Raw genomic sequence first — 17,401 nt, 5'->3', positions numbered from 1 at the left:
GCCGTCCGGTTTCGGATAAAATTTCATTTGTATTAACTGATTTAGAAATGCCGGAGATGGATGGCTTTACTCTGACACTGAATATTAAGCGGGATGAATTCCTGAAGAATATTCCGGTGATTATCCACTCCTCATTATCGGGTAGTGCAAACGAAGACCACGTGCGTAAAGTGGGGGCCGACGCTTATGTCGCGAAATTCGAAGCTAACGAATTGGAAGCCGCTATCCACAGTGCGTTGGATTCAAAAAAAGCCTTGAATCCATAACGCGAGCATTATCCTTGACGGCCCATTTCTGCTAGCTGAGTAGGAAGGGGCTGCTGATAATGTGTGAGGGTTAAATTATGATTCGTCAGCCAATAAGGCTTTTTTGGCCGCATCAAGAAATTCATCCGATAACTTATCCCCGGTGGTTGCACGCGCCAGCATTAATGCACCGGACAACATCGCAAACTGTGCCAACGCATGCTGCCTGCGTTGTTCAGCGTCTTCTATATTAGAGACGGACTCTACTCTCGCCAGCATGGATTTCACACCGCTGAGATAGACCTTACATACGGGATTATCATCATTCTCACGTGCCACATCACTGGCTAATGCGGTAATTGCACAGCCATTTTCAGCATGATCACGGTGGATCGGTGAGAGATACAGCTCCACCAACGTGCGCAGATTATTCTGATCCGCTTGGCTGCTGATTTCTTGCCAGCGGGTACTGGAATCGTCGAGTGCTTTGCGGCTGGCAATCGCCGCCAGTTCATCTTTAGAAGCAAAGTGACCGTAGAATCCGCCATGAGTCAAACCGACCGCCGCCATTAAATCGTTAACGCTGACGCCGTTCAAACCCCGAGCACGGAAGAGTTGCGAAGATGTCTCGACAATGGCCTCGCGATTGAGTGCCATTTGTTGCTTTGATACCCGGGCCATACATTTCTCCTAATTGAACAGGCAGCATCATAAAGTATGCCATGCTAACGCATCAATAGATGTCGCCTCTCATCAATACATAATCTATTCCTGCAAGTGAATCCTCGTTGACACTTAGATGATGCTGATCATAATATTAATAATAAATGATATTCGTCATCTATAAATTATCTATAAGAGAGCAAATTTCATGAATACGATCCCCGCGGTTCTTATTACAGGTGCGTCATCCGGTATTGGTGCCACTTATGCTGAACGCTTCGCACGTCGCGGGCATGACCTGGTCTTGGTCGCTCGCGATGGTGCGCGGTTGGAAGCATTGGCAGCTCAACTTCGTCAGGACAATGACATAACTGTTGACGTTTTACCGGCTGACCTGACTCAGCCCGACGAGCTTGCCGCTGTAGAAACACGATTACGAGATGATAATCGTATCGGAGTCTTGGTGAACAACGCGGGTATGAATATTAGCGGCAGTTTTATTGAACAGTCCACGGACGATATTACGCGGATTATCACCCTTAACACGACGGCTCTCGCGCGGCTTGCCAGTGCTATTGCGCCACGGTTGGCGGCCCTCGGCGAGGGGGCAATCATTAATATTGGCTCGGTGGTTGGCTTGGCTCCAGAATTTGGTTTGACGGTTTATGGTGCGACCAAAGCATTTGTGCTGTTTCTTTCTCAAGGGCTCAGTCTTGAGCTTGCCCCTCAAGGTGTTTATGTTCAGGCCGTATTGCCTGCCGCCACACGGACCGAAATTTGGCAGCGTTCGGGCACCGATATCAATACTGTTTCGGCGCTGATGGAGGTAGGGGAATTGGTGGATGCGGCATTAGTGGGCTTTGATCGCCGCGAACTTGTGACCATTCCACCGCTGCATGATATCGCGCAGTGGGCGGACCATCAGGCTGCGCGGCAAGCTATGTTGCCGGGTTTTGCTCAGGAACATGCTGCGGAGCGTTATCGGATTATCCCTGAGTGACATAACGAAAATTAGACGAGTATTTATATCAGGTAAAAGGGAAATTTAATGCAAGGGCGCGGGTTCGTCAGCTTGTCAGCAATTGGAACCCGCGCTTGGGCTTATAACCCTGCCGCGTAGCTGTGCAGTGCCGGATCGATATCTACCTGATAGCCTTTCACCAGCCGGTTGGTCTCATTGGCCATGCCGATAATTGCCAGTAGTTCGTTGCGCTGGCCCACTGTTAGCCCAGCCTTGCGCGCCGCGGCTAGGTGCGACACCGTGCAGTAATCACAGCCATTGGTTATCGAAACGGCCACGTAAATCAGCTCTTTGGTTAACGAGTCTAACTCTCCATCCGGGGACATAATCGCTTTTAGGCTCGACCAGGTGCGCTCCAGTGCGGCAGGGTCATTAGCCAGCGCCAGCCAAAAGTTGTTAATTGTCTCGACCTGCCGCGTCTGTTTAATGTCGTCGAATACTGCTTTAACGCGCGGTTCCGCCTGTGCTTCATCGATATAGTTCACTAAGGCCATATTGGCTCTCCCGTGGTTGGCCGCTTAATGCACTGCGGCGTACATGATTCTTTTCTCATCGGCCTGATCGGCGGTAAACTCTTCCACTATCCGGCCCTGCCGTGATACCAAAATGCGATCAGACAGCGCCAGAATCTCCGGCAGATAGGAGGAAATAACCACCACCGCCAGACCGTCATCCGCCAACTGATTAATTAACTGATGTATTTCGTGGATCGCGCCGACATCCACGCCGCGTGTCGGCTCATCAAAAATAATTAAGCGCGGCTGCTGTACCAGACTTTTGCCGATCACCACTTTTTGCTGATTACCCCCCGACAGCGCCACCACCGGCTCTAGTGGGTTGAGGGCGCGAATATTGAGCCGTTGCCGCCACTGTTCAGCCAGTGCGGCTTGTGCCCGTCGGCTAACCAGCGGTGAATGATGTAGGTTGGAGGCCAGTAATCCGGCATAGAGATTTTCGGCAATGGTTGCCGTTTCAAAAAAACCTTCTGATTTACGGTCTTCGGTCACATAGACGATGCCATCTTTCATCGCCTGACGTGGCACGCGGTAGCGCACCGGCTGGCCATTCAGCTCAATCGTGCCGCCGCGCGAAAAATCCCGCTTATCAATGCCAGCAATAATGCGGGCGGTTTCACTGCGTCCGGACCCTACCAGACCAAAAATGCCGGTAATTTGGCCGCGGTAGAGGGAGAACGCGTTATTACGCACCACATTGCCACGTGAGAGATCCTGCACACTGAGGATTTTCTGCCCGGCGGGGCGCGGGGTGCGCGTCGTTACTACTGGGACATTCTCTGTCGTTCTTCCGATCATATGGGCAATAATACTTTCGCGGCTAAAGGCCTGAGCGTCGTCGGTAATAACATGCTTGCCGTCGCGCAGAATAGTGATGCGATCCGCTAGTTGCAGTGCCTCTTCAATGGCATGACTGATAAATACCAGCGTGATGCCTTGTTTCTGTAAGCGGCGAATAAGGGCGAAAAAGTGTCGTTTCTCCTCGGGTGTTAACGTGGCGGTCGGTTCATCGAAAATGATCACTTTGGCTTGCAGGCGCACTGCGCGCGCAATCTCCACCATTTGCCGTTTTGCTGCGCCCAGAGTGGCCACTTGCACCGTAGGATCAACAGGGAAACTAAGAGTTTGCAGGAATTGCTGCGCGGCAATATAGACACCGCGTAGGCGGTTAAAGGTTTTCTCATCACCCAGCCAGATGTTTTGTGCCACGGTCATCGACGGAATTAGGCTGGTCTCCTGAAAGACCATGGCAATACCCTGTTTACGCGACTCGGCGGGGGAGGTAAAACTGATGGGGCGGCCTTCCCAGCGCAGTTCACCTTGTTCTGGTATAACCACCCCCGCCATGATTTTACTGAGTGTTGATTTCCCCGCACCGTTCTCACCGAGTAGCGCGTGGACTTCACCGGCGCGTAGGCTAAAGCTCACATCATCCAGCGCCTGCGCACCGTGATAATGCTTACTGATGTTATCTAATGTCAGTAGCTTATGCATGCAGTGTCTCCTGGCGCAAATTAATTAGCGCATCGCCGCCGCGTGATGCCACCCACAGGGAATCGCCGGTATCCAGCACGCTGTTCACACCGTGCCGCTGCCCATCGGCACGGCTGTGATAGCTGGCAATCGGCTGCCCCTGTTTATCCAGCTGTATCACCAGCCCCCACGAGCGGCTGGGTGACCAGGGCTTGTGCACCCCCATAGTTTTGACCGCTCCGCACTGAAGCGGCTCAAGAAAGCTATGACCGGATGCATAAGCGGGTGCAATCCAAAATGATGGCGGTACTTCAGCCAGCATTGCCAGCCGATAGGCTTTCTCTTGCAAAACAAACTCCACCAGCCGGTTGCGTGGGGCAAAGCAGCTCAGCCAGTAGCCATTGCCATCATGACGGGTAACAATACGCGATGGATAAGCAGGCAAATGGTCCAGCACCACATTGATGCCGGGGCGGGAGAGTGTCAGTTCAATCACCCGATGACACCAACTTTCCGTGACCAGCAGTGTATTGGCCTGACGACCGAGGGTAATACCTTGCGGGTAGCCTAGCCCGTCGGCCAGGCAATGTGCCTGCTTGTGGGCTAAATCCCACAACCACACCGCGCCTTCCCGATGTTTTAGCAGCAGATCACGCGACCACTCGGTGGCAGGGAGTCGCCCGGAGCCGATGCACAGCACCAGTTGTTGTCTATTCAGAAACAACATGGCGGTAATACAGCGCACGGCATCATGTGGGGGAGGTAATGGCTGGGGCGCGCCGTCCTGCCACAGCCATAATGAGTCATCTGTTAATGCTAATGCCAGCCCGCCACCAGGGCGTGCGGCGATACTGACAATCGGCTGCAGAAATTGCCACCGCAGGGTCGGCGCACTGTGCGGATCCTTAGCTAACTGTAATAACTGGTTGCCGCTGGAGAACAGCACCTGCTCGCCGTCTGCGGTTAAATTATCCGGTTGCGACGTGGCCAGCCAAGTAGCCGCATCATCCAGCGCGCTGTTGGGTTGCAGTGGCCCATCCAGCGGCGGAATGGTCAGCGCTTTACCGCGAAAAAGATCAAACCCTGAAAAACGGCTCATGCGACTCGCCCCCAATAAGAGTGGTAACCGGTCCAATGGGGATCGGCGTCGGGCAAACGGTAGCGGCCAATACGGTTATTCAAAATTCCGCCCACATAGAGATATCCTTTGTGTTCGCGCATTGACGTGACCATCGGATGGCTCATGCCACCCAAATTACCCAGCACATCATGAATCTCGCCTTGCTCACTGAATTTCACCACGCCGCCGGTATTGATATTGGGAAATAGCCACTCATCCTGCACCAGCCGCCGAGTCATGCGCCGCCGCATGCCAGGGTGACGTAGCGCCAGATCGAAGGTGGGGGTGCGCATGCCGAGCCACGCCATCCAGTAGCGGCCGTCTGACGCGCGGTTAATGTTGTCGGGATAACCGGGCATATCGCGGATAACACACTCCAGTTGCCCTTTTTTCGGCCCGTCGAACCAGTAGCGATGCACGCGGCAGGCCCAGGATTCAGCCAAAAATAGTGACTGCCCATCGTGGGCGATACAGATGCCGTTGGTGTAGCGCAGGCCACTGAGCAGTGTTTCGGTTTTGCCGCTATCGGGGAAGTAGCAGAGCAGGCGGCCGGTTGGGCGGCTTTCGATGCTATCGAGCGCCCATTCGTGCGCGTCATAGCGCGTGGTGGAATCGGTAAAGAACACCCGTCCATCTGGTGCGATATCACAATCGTTGGGGTCACGTAGCCGTGCATCATCCACCACGGACAGCCACGAACGGCGGGTTTGAGTGGAAAGCTGCGTCACGGAACGGTCGGTTGCCACAGAATACAGCCCCATGGCGCCGACACAGATTTTCAGCGATTGGTCTTTATCCAGTGCCAGACCAAGCGGGAAACCGCCGATATGAGTGAAGACTTCAGATTGCTGATAATCGGGCGCGAAGAAGCGGATTATCTCGCCGTGACGGGTGCCGCAGTAGAGGTTGTCCTGGTTATCGAGAATCACATCTTCCGGCCCTTCCAACTCACCGAGGCCGATAAATTCAGTGTCCGCCAGTTTGTCGTTCAGCGACCAGGCTGATTGTGCTGCCGGTTCTGCTGACAGCGTTTCACCCATGCGGGTGTAAATCGGTGCCACATAGACATTCGCCAGCACTTTGTGGCGGTTCTTCAGCCAGCGAATATCAAGAAAGACGGCGGCAATCAACACCGCACCCAGCACCATTTGGGTACTGCCGCTGGGCAACCCGAGGCGGATTAGCCCATTGGTCAGCAGCAAAACAATGACAGCGCCGAGGAGACCTTTCATGATGGAGCCACGCCCGCCGCCGAGGCTATTGCCACCAACGACACCCGCAGTCAGCGCCATAATCTCGAGCCCTAATCCCGTCCCCGGGCCTACGCCGCCCATCCGTGTGGCGAGCAAAAAACCCGCCAGCCCACAGCACAAACCGGAGAGTACATAGGTGATAAATACGGTGCGGCGCACGGCAATGCCGGTGTTCCATGCCGAGCGGCGCGAGCCGCCCACCGCCTGAATGTGCCAGCCAAGACGCATGCGGCTGAGCAGCAGATGCAGGCCGATGGCTACCAGCCCCGCTAGCACAAAACTGACTGGCAGCGGCCCGATTCCCTCTTCACCGATGAAATTCCACTGCGGGTTATCCACTGACGACTGTTGAATTTGAGAGGCGTATTTCACCACCAGAATATCGAACAATGTGCGCAGGAGGATAAAACTGACCAGCGTGGTTAGAAAGGCCCGCAGTCGTAAATAGCCAATCAATACACCATTAAAGGCACCGGCCAGTGCACCAACCGCCAGTGTCAGCAGCAGCGATTGCCACAGCGGTAGCCCAAGCAGAGCGTTGGCCGAAACGGCGGTAAAGGCGCTAAGGGCAAAGATAGCACCGACACTCAGGTCGATACCGCCGCCAAGCATCACGATGCTCATCCCCATCACCACCAGAGCAAATTCACCCCACTGCCGCGAGGTGTCGGTCAGGCTCGAAAGAGCGAAAAAACCAGGTAAAAAATGGCCGAGCACCGGCAGCAGAATCAGCAGAAACAACAACGGAATCACATTGTCGATCCAGCGCTTGGTCAGCAGTTCACCGATGAGATAACTGGGAATGATATTGTAGCGGAGTCGTGCCGCCCGTTCGCGTATAGACATGATGAGTGACCCGATAAATGAAGTGATCAGCCGCGCACGACTGATCGAGAGTAATTAGGCGGCAGCGTTGGCTTTCAGAGACCAGCAGGTTCCGGGCTTCACGTCAGCACGTGTAGTGATGGATTCCGGCGTGTAAATCCAGGTTTTAGCACTGCCCGCCTGTATCCCGCTTTGCAGCAGATATTTCACCAGCGTGCTGATATCGCGCGATTGATTCGGCACATCGGTGGAAACCAGCGCATCAATCACGCCATTACTGAGACGATCACAGTCGGCCTGTTCGCCACCACCGGTTGTGGCGAGAAAGATTTTGCCGGTTTTACCCGCATCGCGGATGGCTGCACCAGTGCCTTGCGCGGTAGTTGACCAGAAATCAACAATGCCGCACACGTCAGGATGCTGTTGGATTAGCGTACTGGTGACGTTGCGTGCAGTGGTTTCGTCCCAGTTGGAGTAGGGCGCAGCAACCACTTCAAAACCAGGGTGTTTTTTCAGTTCTTCCTGCAAGCCCGCCCACTGATCAAGGCTGGAGGCGTTAACCTGATCGCCCTGAATGACGCCAATTTTTTGGGTTGAGTTGGCACCACAGCCGTTAACGACCGCTTGCGCTTCTAGCTGGCCCACGGTGGTCCAGTTGCTGCCGACAAAGGCGTCTGAGGAGAAGTTACTCGGGTTATCGACTTGAATAACATAAATGCCTGCTTGCTGCGCCCGCTTATAAAGGCGCGAATAGGATTGCAGGTCGGGTGATTGCACGATAACTGCAGCGACCTTGCGGTTAATTGCGTCGGTCAGTGCTTCTGCGCCGTCGTCTGGCTTCCAGTTGGGATCACGTGTTTCAAAGTGAATACCTTCTGCTTTTAGTGCGTTGCCGATGTAGTGCGCCCAGCCTTGTGACAAGTCCATGCCCATCGCCATTGGGATCAGTACCACCGTCTTATCTTTGAAATGCTCAGCCACGCTGGTGGGGCCCGGTTCGTCGCGACCAAACGCACTGCCACCCCATACACTGATTACTAAACTCAGCGCGACTATTTTCTGCCATTTTTTCATGTTCGCTACCCTGTGTGAATAAATGATGACTCAGATGTCGCCCTGCTGATCAGTTTGCTCATCGCGAGGGTTAATGACCCCGTCGATAATCAGGGCAATTAAAAGAAAACTGGCTTTGATCAAATTTTGATAGAGGTCGGAAATATCAAGAATGGTTAAACCATTTATTAACAGACCAATAAGGAGCGTGCCGTAAATAACATTACGCATGCCGCCTCTGCCACCCGATAAACCTATTCCACCTACGACCACCACTAATATCACGTCATACAGGAGTGTGGAGTGAATAATACGGGTGTTAATGGAGTGCAAACTGGCAACAATCACCAGGCCAGCAATAAATGCCACCAGTGCAGAAAGGGTATATTGCAAGGTAATCAGTGGACGAACGGGAATGCCGATATTACGCGCCGCCTGTAAATTATCGCCCATTAAATAGAGATAACGGCCATACTTAAAAAAGCGTAGCAACACCGCCATCAGCGCCGCCAGCACGAAAAACAGCACTATCTCCAATGGAACGGGGCCGAGTGCCGCTTCGCCCAGTGCGGCCAAGGTATGCTGAGATTTTGGCAGATAGATAACATCCTGGCTTATCAATTGTGACCGACCCACGCCGTAGACCAGAATGCCGGTAGCCAGAGTGGCGAACAGGGCCGGAATCTCTGCGTAGGCAATCAGCAGGCCATTCACCATGCCAATGGCAATCACCGCCAGCAGGGTTAATGGCAATGCTACAGCAAGGGGCATTTGTTGATTAAGCATATTCAACAGCCAGGCGGTAGACATCGCCATAACTGATATTAATGAGAGATCGATTCCTCGACCAATAACTATCATCCCCATTGCCACGGCGAGAATGCCAAGAAGCGTGACACTACGAACTAAATTAACCAAATTATCCGTGGATAAAAAACGGGGTAAGCAGAAGGCGAAAACGATAAAAATCGCTATCGATAAAAGAAGTACGATAATTCCCTGCCGGTCGCGCCGGTAAATTTCACTGACATTCATTGTTAACTCTTTTTATAATCTCATTAGGCAGTGAGATAATGTTTTTGTTTTTATATTAGAGCCAACAATTAAAGTCAAAGCAGTAAATCGTCTAGCGATAGAACAAAAAAAGAAATAGAAATAATATATTGTCTATGACAATTATTTAAATGGCTGAAACAGATGCCTTGAATTAAGGCATCCGCTGGATGAGGATGGTCATGGTTAATTTATATTTCACATTATTAACAGTGGGTCCTGCTGACAAAAGTCTGCCAGGTGCTCAATTAAAGCCCGCACTCTGGCAGGAACATAGCGTTGCTGCGACCATACGGCGTAAATCTCGCGAGAGGCACCTTGCCATTCGGGTAATACCTGAATCAGTTCACCGCGCTGTAGTGGGTTATGGCACAAACTGACAGGGCAAAATAGGATACCTAATCCTGCTTGTGCCGCCTGTAGCGCCAGATAAACGCCGTTAACACAAAATTTCCCTTGGGGTTGCCAGCGCACGGTTTCCCCGCTGTGGCGGTGTTGCAGTGCCCAGGTCGATAACGGCGCGCTGACCACCAAATCACATAACCGTAGCTCATCCATGGATTCAGGTATGCCGTGTTTCGCGAGATAATCAGGTGAGGCGACCAACAGTATCTCCTTGCTTTGCCCCAGTTTTCGCATATTGAGTAATGAATCTGGCTGAGCGCCTACGCGGATCGCCACATCAGCGCCGCTACCAATTAAATCTTGCGTGTAGTTGTTCAGTTCCAGTTCAAGCTGGACGTGTGGATATCGTGTTAAAAACGACATCCAGGCGGGCGCCAGATTGTCATTGGCTAAATCTGCCGGTGCCAGCACTCGGATCAGGCCGCTGACCTGATGAAGTGTGATGTCCAATTTCGCTGTTGCTTGCTGTAAAGAATGCACCAGTGGGCGACACTGTTCGTAATATTGCCAGCCTTCACTGGTCGGAGTCATGCGCCGTGCACTGCGGTGTAGCAGGCGGCAACCCAGATGTTGTTCCAGCTTCTGCAAGCGGCGCGTCAGGGTCGACGGTGGAATCGCGGCTTTTTCCGCCGCCGCCCGCAAACTTCCCATTTCTACAATACTCACAAAAAGCGCTAATTCATCCAGCATAATTTCATATTTGGAATTTAAGATTCAATTTATCAATCTAGTTTCATTAATCAGCCTTGTCTAGAATTTCGTAATCGTTGCTTTGCCGCTCTTTTCTACAGCAAGAGTGACCAGAAAACGGATCGCAATTTACCGTGCGTCCAGCATTACATTTATCACGATAGGAAATACCACTATGCAGAGTTATCGTTTCAAACAATTTGGTCATCTTGACCACTTAGCGCTTTGTCAGGAAGAGATGCCGGTACCAGAGGCGCGAGAAGTGTTAGTTCGAATACGCGCCACGTCACTGAATTATCGCGACCTGGCCATTATGAATGGTCAATACACCTTACCCTCTTACCCAGGACATATTCCGCTATCCGATGCGGCCGGTGAGGTTATCCAAATGGGTCCGCGGGTCGAGCGCTTTAAGGTGGGCGATCGGGTAGTGAATACCTTTATGCCGCGCTGGTTTGGCGGTGCTTTTCAGGCCTCAGGGCGTGCTGAACTATACGGTAGTGACCGCGATGGTTGGCTGACGGAATATAAAGTGGTTAGCGAAGAGTCACTGCTAGCGTTGCCTGATTATCTCAGCTTTGAGCAAGGGGCAACGCTTCCCTGTGCCGCAGTCACTGCGTGGTCGGCACTTAATGGTGACCGGCCAGTTAAAGCGGGTGAGACGGTGCTAACCTTAGGTTCCGGTGGCGTTTCCCTGTTTGCTATCCAGCTAGCGAAAGCCATGGGGGCGAGGGTCATTGCCACGACCTCGAGCGAAACCAAAGCCGCACAGCTGAAAGCACTGGGTGCCGATGAGGTTATCAACTATGCTCAGCACCCGGATTGGAGCCATGAAGTGCTGCGCTTAACCGCAGGGGTTGGGGTGAATAGAGTGGTTGAAGTCGGCGGGCCGGGCACGCTAAATCAGTCCATTAGCTCTATCTGTATTGGCGGAGAACTGGCGCTGATCGGTTTTGTGGCGCACGATGCAGTGGCAATCGATTTTTTCAGTTTATTCAACAGTTCTGCACGCTTTCGGGTGATAAATGTCGGCTCACGTGAGGATTTTGAACAGATGAACCGCGTGCTGGTGCAACATCAAATCATGCCAGTCATTGATAGTGCTTTCGCGTTTGCCGATGCTAAACAGGCCTGGCGGCACTTTGATTCACGCCAGCATGTGGGGAAAATTGTTATCAGTCATTAACCCATTAGCGCAGACAAGAACATGAGAGATCCGTGTTTATCGTATCTGAAATGCAAACAGCCCGCGTTTAAGCTACGGTTTCCCGACGGATCTCTTTACCATTGAGATAGAAGGGGAGCACTTAAACTATTGAGTCAATATTTGAGCCAGTTTCTTTATACCGTCAACGATTTCTGATGGGGAGTGTGCGGCAAAACCTAACAGGATGGCCTGGCTTGTTGGCTCTGTTTGGCAGTAGCGTGAAAGAGGTTGTGCGCCTAAACCTGCTTTACGACATTGTTCAATCATGTCAGATTCCTGAATATCTTTCGATAGCCAACAGACAATATGAATGCCTGAATCCGACGGTTCTGCGAAGATAATTTCTGGTAGATATAATTGTATGGCTTCAATCATAACCTGCTGGCGTTCATGACAGGCTTTTCTAACCCGCCTGACGTGACGCGCATAATGGCCTTCAGAAATAAATGCAGCAAGTATTGTTTGTTCTAAATAAGATGTACGCGTATCTGCGTAATATTTGGCAATTTTAAAAGACTCCACTAGATTTTCAGGTATGACTAGAAAACCTAAATGAAATCCCGGAAACATCATTTTAGAAAATGAGCCAGCATATATGACACGCTGTTGTTTATCTAATCCTTGCAGCGCTTGTATCGGCTGGCCGGTATATCTGAATTCACTGTTATAATCATCTTCAAATATCCACATATTATTTTCAGATGCCCAGTCAAGTAGCGCAATTCTTCTGGACAGACTTAATGTACCGCCAAGCGGAAATTGATGGGATGGCGAGGTGAAAATCATTTTTGCCTGTGGCCAATGTTTTATGGCATAGGAAATATCCATACCATTTTTATCACTGATAACCGGGCGGATTTTGGCACCCATCGACGTAAATGCGCCTAAAGCGCCATCATATCCCGGTTCATCTAACCAAACTTCATCCCCTTTTTGCAAAAGAACGTGCGCTGCAAGATTTATTGCTTGTTGGGTTCCATTGACAATAAGTATCTGTTCATCAGTACAATTCAGGCCACGTGTTGTGCGAACATATTCACTAATGGCTGACCTTAATGGTTTAAATCCCAAAGGTTCATTGAGCTTCCAATCTTGGTGGCGAAACTGCCGCCAGGTTCGTCCTAATAGTCGCCCCCAAAGTTCATATGGGAATAAATCTATACAACCGATTCCAATATTAAATTTCATATTATTTCCGGCATATGGCGAGGTCATATCCCAGATTTTTTTCATTACCTTAATACGAGGATTAATGTTTGGGACGGCATTCTTATGACTTATTTTGGGGTGAGGTGATATCGATTTAATTTGAATCACTTCATCAGGAATTACCGATGTAACATAAGTTCCGGAACCTTTTTTTGTGATCAAATAACCTTCATCAATAAGGCGTTCGAAACCCGATAAAATAGAGTTTCTTGAAATTGACATCATTTCAGACAGTGTTCTGCTGGAAGGGAGTTTCCTTCCGGCTTTCAGCTGACCATTCAGTATGAGTTCTTTTATAATCAAATAAAATTGCTCTCTAATTTTCCCTTCTTTAAGCAATATGTTTGGGAAGCTGGCAACGTTTTTTTTCATTATTAAAGTGGACCCATTAAAAATTAAAAAAGTGTACCTTATATGATACCACTACAAGCGCTACTCTTTCATTTCAAAATGCATGACATTCCAATAAGGTGTTTGATATGACTGATGAAAATTTAAAAATCTCCGTGGTGCCAGTACAAGAAGAAGATTACTCAAAATGGTTACCTTACTGGCTAAACTATCAGCAATTCTATGAAGTTCAGTTGCCTGAAGAGACCACAATGGAAACATGGAAGCGTTTTTTAGCTGCAGATAAAGATATGTATTGCGCAGTAGCAAAAGACGGGCAGACAATTCTTGGGTTTGTTCACTATGTTTTTCATGGTTCAACATGGTCTGTAAATGATTTCTGTTATTTAGAAGACCTGTTTGTTGCCAAAGACAGTCGAAGTAAAAATATAGGAAAACATCTTATTGAGTATGTGAAACAGGAGGCCAAGGCACGCCAATGTGGAAGATTATACTGGCACACACAGGAGAAAAACGTAACAGCGCAGCGACTTTATGACTGGATAGCAGAGAAACCGGGCGTCATAGAGTATAGATTAGCCCTCTAAGCTTCACTTACTGAGCATATGACTCAATTAGTCAGTAATATAAAGAGGTTAGAGGAGGAGTATCCTCGATACTTTTTCCGCAGCAAAAGTAAAAAGCCCGCTCAGGTTTCCCCTGAGCCTTTGTGTGACTTATCTTGTGAATAGTTGGCGATACAGTCGTGGAATGATGGATGGTTATGCCTACAGTTGTCAGGGCAATACCGCTATCCTTCATCTTAATATATTTGTTTCTCGGCGAAACGTTACCGTTGAGAAAAATGCGGCGTGCACGGTAATTGTCACCGGCGCACGGATGATGGGTTAATCAAATAAGGAGAATACGAAATGTCTAACCATCCCACGATTGCGCTTATTGGTCCGGGTGCTATTGGCACCACCATCGCCGCTGTACTGCATGAAGTTGGCCGCACGCCAGTCCTTTGCGGTCGCACCGCACATCCGCAGTTAATTCTGCGTCACGATGATGGTGAGATAGTGGTGCCAGGCCCGGTATTGAGCAATCCGGCAGCTATCAGTCACCCGTTCAATCTGGTTTTTCTGGCGGTGAAAACCACTCAGGTCGCTGACTGCGCCAACTGGTTGGCTGCGCTGTGCGATGAAAACACGGTGATATGTGCACTGCAAAATGGCGTCGAGCAGAAAACTCGGTTGGAACCCTATGTCAACGGTGCGACGGTGTTGCCTTCGGTCGTGTGGTTTCCGGCACAGCGCGAGCCGGATGCCTCAGTCTGGTTGCGCGCTAAACCGCGCCTGACGCTGCCGGATGTGCCGCAGGCAACGCGGGTCGCTGATGCGCTCAGCGGCACCCGCTGCGCGGTTGAGCTGTCAGCTGATTTTCTCTCCATCGCCTGGCGCAAATTGTTGCAAAATGCGGCTGCTGGTCTGATGGTACTGGCTAATCGTCGTGCCGGGATGTTCTCACGCGAGGATATCACTGAATTGGCACTGGCTTATCTGCGTGAGTGTCTGACGGTAGCGCGAGCGGAAGGTGCCGTATTGAGCGATAATGTTCCGCACGAGATCGTTGACGGCTTTCATCATGCCCCTGCGGATCTGGGCACTTCCATTCTCGCTGATCGTCAGGCCAACCGCCCATTGGAGTGGGATATCCGTAACGGCGTGATACAGCGTTATGGTCGTTTACAGGGTATTCCTACGCCGATCAGCGACGTAGTGGTGCCACTGTTGGCTGCAGGGAGTGATGGTCCGGGTTGAAATCGTTAATTACAGGTGTGTTTGCAAGGCAATAGCCTCTGAATCGCTACTGATTTGAGCAATATATCCAGACTCTTGAGATGACTAACACTGTATCGGTATGCGCGATGCAACGGTATGCCTGCATCTCTTTGTCTATCAAAAAAACAAATTAGAAAAGCCCGCTTAGTTGCCTAAGCGGGCTTTTCTAATTTGGCTCCTCTGACTGGACTCGAACCAGTGACATACGGATTAACAGTCCGCCGTTCTACCGACTGAACTACAGAGGAATCGTGTGAACGAGGCGAATAATAGCGGGGGTGGTGGCGTTTGTCAAAGTAGAAAAACACTAAAAATGCGCGTTTGCTGAGAGAATGAGCTTATTGGCTTGTTTTTCAGCAAACTTGTTTGCTTTTCCGCTATTTTTATCTGATTTTTATCCAGATTTATCATGACGTGTTACGGTGTCACTTTAACTAACTGGCTGTTTTTTACCTGATTACCGGTATCATCAAAATATACATACTCCAAGGTCAGTTTGCCGCTTAGTGAGGTGGGTGGGTGCTCAAATTGATACTGTCGCTCTGCAAACGGGGTGATCATCATATTCATCTGTTGTGCGATGGTGTGGTTTTGTTGTGTGCTGCTGAGCTGCATCTGACCGAATGAAACATGATATGGCGTGGGATTATGAACGCTGAGGACGTATTCTTTATTTTGTTTTTGTAGGGTAAAACTGACCTTTTTCATCGCTTCATCCGGTTTAGGCGCTAATCCATTGGGCCGATAAAAAATTTTCATCTGCGTGTTCATTGCCATTGCGACTTGAGCATGAGCATCGGCGTTACGCCGTGTTTTAGGGGGGATTTCATAGAGGTTAAGCCAATAAACTGACTCTCGATCGGTGGGCAAATTGTCGCCTTTATTAATAATTCGCAGCGCTTGTGCGGCACTGGGCTGCATTTTAAAGACCGCCGGTAACACCATAAATGGGGCTTCAGCTTGGTCCGGTGTGCTATCTACGTCGCCATTGTCAACCCAAGTCTGTACGACGACCGGGTAATCATTGGTATTCGCCAGCATCAATGTGCGCTCGCGTGATTCGGGTTGATAAATCATCCGGGTTGAACTGGCAACAAGGCCCGCGAGAGCCTCTTGATTGATGCTGAGGAACAGTAAGAACAGGTAGAGATATCTCATTGTATTTTCACCAAAACATAAGCTGTAGCATCAATTTTACCGGCTGTTGGCGTGCCATTCGGTAGTTTTTTTAATGTGGCAGTGAAGTGGTGCGAATAGTTGTTGAAACCCGCAGCATTACTACCATTAGCATTAGCCCCGGTGAGAACCGGATACCAACCTGCACTGGTAGTGGAAATACAGTTACTGACACATCCCCCCCAGCCAACAAAATTCATGGCTCTGCCGCTGCTGTCACTGAGGCTGATCCCCACACCGGTGGCAATACGTTTGTCTGTGCCATAGTGATCAGAAAGCAGATAACTGACACCGCCCGCAGAATTGACCAATCCTAAGCCTTGAGCAATCAGATAGCCGGGTAATGAGGTCTGGATACCGAGTGCGGTTTGACCACTATTAATGCCCGACTCGGTGCCAGATTGACATTCGATATCAACAGTAATATCTGCGCTACGTGTCTGATTATCATTGAGTTCATTCACAGTGATAATGGGGAAAACCACATAAGGCGTTACGTTGCGCACCACGCAGGTGTTTTTACGTGTCAGGACAGACACCGGTGAGGTATTCATACCAAATGCCATATAGCGGCCGGTTCCCCATGTCTGATAGTTGGTTGCTGAATCATAGCCTGCTTCTGGTACTGGCATACCGGGCCCTTTGAACACCACATATCCATTAGGTTGATTGCAGGTATAACTGCCGGAGTAACTCTCGGCCGCCGGCCCCGGACATCCCCAACTGGAAGGGCCGGGTGTACGATCCACCGTCCCAACCTTTTTCAATTCGGCGCGGATTTGGCTGAAATGCTTGCCTTTAATCTGAATTTTATTACCGACCACATCGTATTTTTTCAACGGAATTTGCTGCCAAATTCGGGTGAACTCAATGCCACTATCAACATGGATCAGTTTTAACGCGGTATAAGGGAAAAAGGTCTGAAAATAATTGTCACCCATATTGGTGTAGCCCCCGACATTGCTATCACCATTAGTCGCAAAAACTTCAAATAAGCTGTCTTTATCGGCGACATCACACTCATAGATAACAGCCTCGGGATCTGACCAGAAGCGGGCAGGGACTAAGCTGATAATGCTGGAGGCCAGAATGGAATCGATGGGCTGAATGTAATTACTGGTGATATTGACATTGCCTAGTTGCAACGAAGCACCGTAGTTATCACCACCGATATTCGCGCCTTTCCAAACACATTGGGCATAGCCGGGCAGGGCGAGACTCAACAAGACGAGGGAATAAAACCATCGCCAGCGGCGTGAGAAAAGAGGATTGCCTTGGTAACGGTGGGTTGCACGGTGTGTTATAGGATTCATACTGTT

The 17,401-nt window shown here is 50.2% G+C and carries 17 protein-coding genes and 1 tRNA gene; 6 read left to right on the top strand and 12 right to left on the bottom strand.

The window, feature by feature from the left end; all coding sequences use genetic code 11:
• The coding region (locus ACNSO8_RS18525) for a response regulator (protein WP_418393600.1) at positions 1–266 on the top strand (266 nt) is incomplete at its 5' end.
• A 75-nt stretch (positions 267–341) separates the two neighbouring features.
• On the opposite strand, the gene ACNSO8_RS18520 is transcribed toward ACNSO8_RS18525, so the two are convergent.
• Entirely contained in the window at positions 342–926 is a 585-nt protein-coding gene (locus tag ACNSO8_RS18520; RefSeq protein WP_418395487.1) for a TetR/AcrR family transcriptional regulator, read from the bottom strand.
• Positions 927–1,116: 190 nt separating this feature from the next.
• On the opposite strand from ACNSO8_RS18520, the gene ACNSO8_RS18515 reads away from it, so the two are divergent.
• A complete protein-coding gene (locus tag ACNSO8_RS18515) occupies positions 1,117–1,908 on the top strand; it encodes an SDR family NAD(P)-dependent oxidoreductase (protein ID WP_418395486.1) in 792 nt (263 codons plus the stop codon).
• 101 nt (positions 1,909–2,009) lie between these two features.
• On the opposite strand, the gene ACNSO8_RS18510 is transcribed toward ACNSO8_RS18515, so the two are convergent.
• From ACNSO8_RS18510 to ACNSO8_RS18480, 7 genes are all read right to left on the bottom strand, one after another.
• Positions 2,010–2,423, bottom strand: coding sequence for a carboxymuconolactone decarboxylase family protein (locus ACNSO8_RS18510; protein ID WP_418395485.1), 414 nt, complete (start codon positions 2,421–2,423; stop codon positions 2,010–2,012).
• Between the two features lie 24 nt (positions 2,424–2,447).
• Positions 2,448–3,938, bottom strand: coding sequence for a sugar ABC transporter ATP-binding protein (locus ACNSO8_RS18505; RefSeq protein ID WP_418395484.1), 1,491 nt, complete (start codon positions 3,936–3,938; stop codon positions 2,448–2,450).
• Positions 3,931–5,016 (bottom strand): hypothetical protein, encoded by a 1,086-nt coding sequence (locus ACNSO8_RS18500; protein ID WP_418395483.1) that lies wholly within the window; start codon positions 5,014–5,016, stop codon positions 3,931–3,933. The genes ACNSO8_RS18505 and ACNSO8_RS18500 overlap by 8 nt, the downstream gene beginning before the upstream one ends.
• The gene (locus tag ACNSO8_RS18495; protein WP_418395482.1) at positions 5,013–7,136 is read right to left on the bottom strand and encodes an ABC transporter permease; all 2,124 of its coding nucleotides are present in this window, start codon (positions 7,134–7,136) and stop codon (positions 5,013–5,015) included. The genes ACNSO8_RS18500 and ACNSO8_RS18495 overlap by 4 nt, the downstream gene beginning before the upstream one ends.
• Positions 7,137–7,190: 54 nt before the next feature.
• Complete coding sequence (locus tag ACNSO8_RS18490; protein WP_418395481.1) at positions 7,191–8,189, bottom strand: sugar ABC transporter substrate-binding protein; 999 nt, start codon at positions 8,187–8,189, stop codon at positions 7,191–7,193.
• 30 nt (positions 8,190–8,219) lie between these two features.
• Positions 8,220–9,203: an ABC transporter permease gene (locus tag ACNSO8_RS18485; protein WP_418395480.1), complete on the bottom strand. Its 984-nt coding sequence runs from the start codon at positions 9,201–9,203 to the stop codon at positions 8,220–8,222.
• Between the two features lie 216 nt (positions 9,204–9,419).
• Entirely contained in the window at positions 9,420–10,316 is an 897-nt protein-coding gene (locus ACNSO8_RS18480; RefSeq protein WP_418395479.1) for a LysR family transcriptional regulator, read from the bottom strand.
• 175 nt (positions 10,317–10,491) lie between these two features.
• Between ACNSO8_RS18480 and ACNSO8_RS18475 the strand changes: the two genes are divergently transcribed.
• Positions 10,492–11,502, top strand: a complete 1,011-nt coding sequence (locus ACNSO8_RS18475; RefSeq protein WP_418395478.1) for a zinc-dependent alcohol dehydrogenase family protein — start codon at positions 10,492–10,494, stop codon at positions 11,500–11,502.
• Between the two features lie 126 nt (positions 11,503–11,628).
• On the opposite strand, the gene ACNSO8_RS18470 is transcribed toward ACNSO8_RS18475, so the two are convergent.
• Positions 11,629–13,104, bottom strand: coding sequence for a PLP-dependent aminotransferase family protein (locus ACNSO8_RS18470; protein ID WP_418395477.1), 1,476 nt, complete (start codon positions 13,102–13,104; stop codon positions 11,629–11,631).
• A 107-nt stretch (positions 13,105–13,211) separates the two neighbouring features.
• Between ACNSO8_RS18470 and ACNSO8_RS18465 the strand changes: the two genes are divergently transcribed.
• The 3 genes from ACNSO8_RS18465 (at position 13,212) to ACNSO8_RS18455 (ending at position 14,885) form a co-directional block, all read left to right on the top strand.
• A complete protein-coding gene (locus ACNSO8_RS18465) occupies positions 13,212–13,670 on the top strand; it encodes an N-acetyltransferase family protein (protein ID WP_418395476.1) in 459 nt (152 codons plus the stop codon).
• 124 nt (positions 13,671–13,794) lie between these two features.
• On the top strand, positions 13,795–13,974 hold the full coding sequence (locus ACNSO8_RS18460) for a hypothetical protein (RefSeq protein ID WP_418395475.1): 180 nt from the start codon (positions 13,795–13,797) through the stop codon (positions 13,972–13,974).
• A 20-nt stretch (positions 13,975–13,994) separates the two neighbouring features.
• On the top strand, positions 13,995–14,885 hold the full coding sequence (locus tag ACNSO8_RS18455) for an oxidoreductase (RefSeq protein WP_418395474.1): 891 nt from the start codon (positions 13,995–13,997) through the stop codon (positions 14,883–14,885).
• A gap of 193 nt (positions 14,886–15,078) precedes the next feature.
• Here the strand turns inward: ACNSO8_RS18455 and ACNSO8_RS18450 are convergent.
• From ACNSO8_RS18450 to ACNSO8_RS18440, 3 genes are all read right to left on the bottom strand, one after another.
• Positions 15,079–15,154: transfer RNA gene (locus ACNSO8_RS18450), tRNA-Asn, on the bottom strand.
• 169 nt (positions 15,155–15,323) lie between these two features.
• Positions 15,324–16,064: a molecular chaperone gene (locus tag ACNSO8_RS18445; protein ID WP_418395473.1), complete on the bottom strand. Its 741-nt coding sequence runs from the start codon at positions 16,062–16,064 to the stop codon at positions 15,324–15,326.
• Entirely contained in the window at positions 16,061–17,395 is a 1,335-nt protein-coding gene (locus ACNSO8_RS18440; protein WP_418395472.1) for a fimbrial protein, read from the bottom strand. Before ACNSO8_RS18440 ends, ACNSO8_RS18445 begins: the two co-directional genes overlap by 4 nt.
• Between the last annotated feature and the right edge of the window lie 6 nt (positions 17,396–17,401).

It is taken from the genome of Yersinia sp. LJYL362, assembly GCF_048323875.1.
The sequence above is the reverse complement of the archived record's forward strand: the minus strand, read 5'-3'. Positions and strand labels throughout refer to the sequence as shown.

What these genes read in the sequence shown, in the direction of transcription:
- ACNSO8_RS18500 (WP_418395483.1), bottom strand. Translation starts at nt 5,016, where the DNA reads ATGAGCCGTTTTTCAGGGTTTGATCTTTTTCGCGGTAAAGCGCTGACC.
- ACNSO8_RS18490 (WP_418395481.1), bottom strand. Translation starts at nt 8,189, where the DNA reads ATGAAAAAATGGCAGAAAATAGTCGCGCTGAGTTTAGTAATCAGTGTA.
- ACNSO8_RS18505 (WP_418395484.1), bottom strand. Translation starts at nt 3,938, where the DNA reads ATGCATAAGCTACTGACATTAGATAACATCAGTAAGCATTATCACGGT.
- ACNSO8_RS18485 (WP_418395480.1), bottom strand. Translation starts at nt 9,203, where the DNA reads ATGAATGTCAGTGAAATTTACCGGCGCGACCGGCAGGGAATTATCGTA.
- ACNSO8_RS18465 (WP_418395476.1), top strand. Translation starts at nt 13,212, where the DNA reads ATGACTGATGAAAATTTAAAAATCTCCGTGGTGCCAGTACAAGAAGAA.
- ACNSO8_RS18440 (WP_418395472.1), bottom strand. Translation starts at nt 17,395, where the DNA reads ATGAATCCTATAACACACCGTGCAACCCACCGTTACCAAGGCAATCCT.
- ACNSO8_RS18475 (WP_418395478.1), top strand. Translation starts at nt 10,492, where the DNA reads ATGCAGAGTTATCGTTTCAAACAATTTGGTCATCTTGACCACTTAGCG.
- ACNSO8_RS18495 (WP_418395482.1), bottom strand. Translation starts at nt 7,136, where the DNA reads ATGTCTATACGCGAACGGGCGGCACGACTCCGCTACAATATCATTCCC.
- ACNSO8_RS18470 (WP_418395477.1), bottom strand. Translation starts at nt 13,104, where the DNA reads ATGAAAAAAAACGTTGCCAGCTTCCCAAACATATTGCTTAAAGAAGGG.
- ACNSO8_RS18520 (WP_418395487.1), bottom strand. Translation starts at nt 926, where the DNA reads ATGGCCCGGGTATCAAAGCAACAAATGGCACTCAATCGCGAGGCCATT.
- ACNSO8_RS18455 (WP_418395474.1), top strand. Translation starts at nt 13,995, where the DNA reads ATGTCTAACCATCCCACGATTGCGCTTATTGGTCCGGGTGCTATTGGC.
- ACNSO8_RS18515 (WP_418395486.1), top strand. Translation starts at nt 1,117, where the DNA reads ATGAATACGATCCCCGCGGTTCTTATTACAGGTGCGTCATCCGGTATT.
- ACNSO8_RS18480 (WP_418395479.1), bottom strand. Translation starts at nt 10,316, where the DNA reads ATGCTGGATGAATTAGCGCTTTTTGTGAGTATTGTAGAAATGGGAAGT.
- ACNSO8_RS18445 (WP_418395473.1), bottom strand. Translation starts at nt 16,064, where the DNA reads ATGAGATATCTCTACCTGTTCTTACTGTTCCTCAGCATCAATCAAGAG.
- ACNSO8_RS18510 (WP_418395485.1), bottom strand. Translation starts at nt 2,423, where the DNA reads ATGGCCTTAGTGAACTATATCGATGAAGCACAGGCGGAACCGCGCGTT.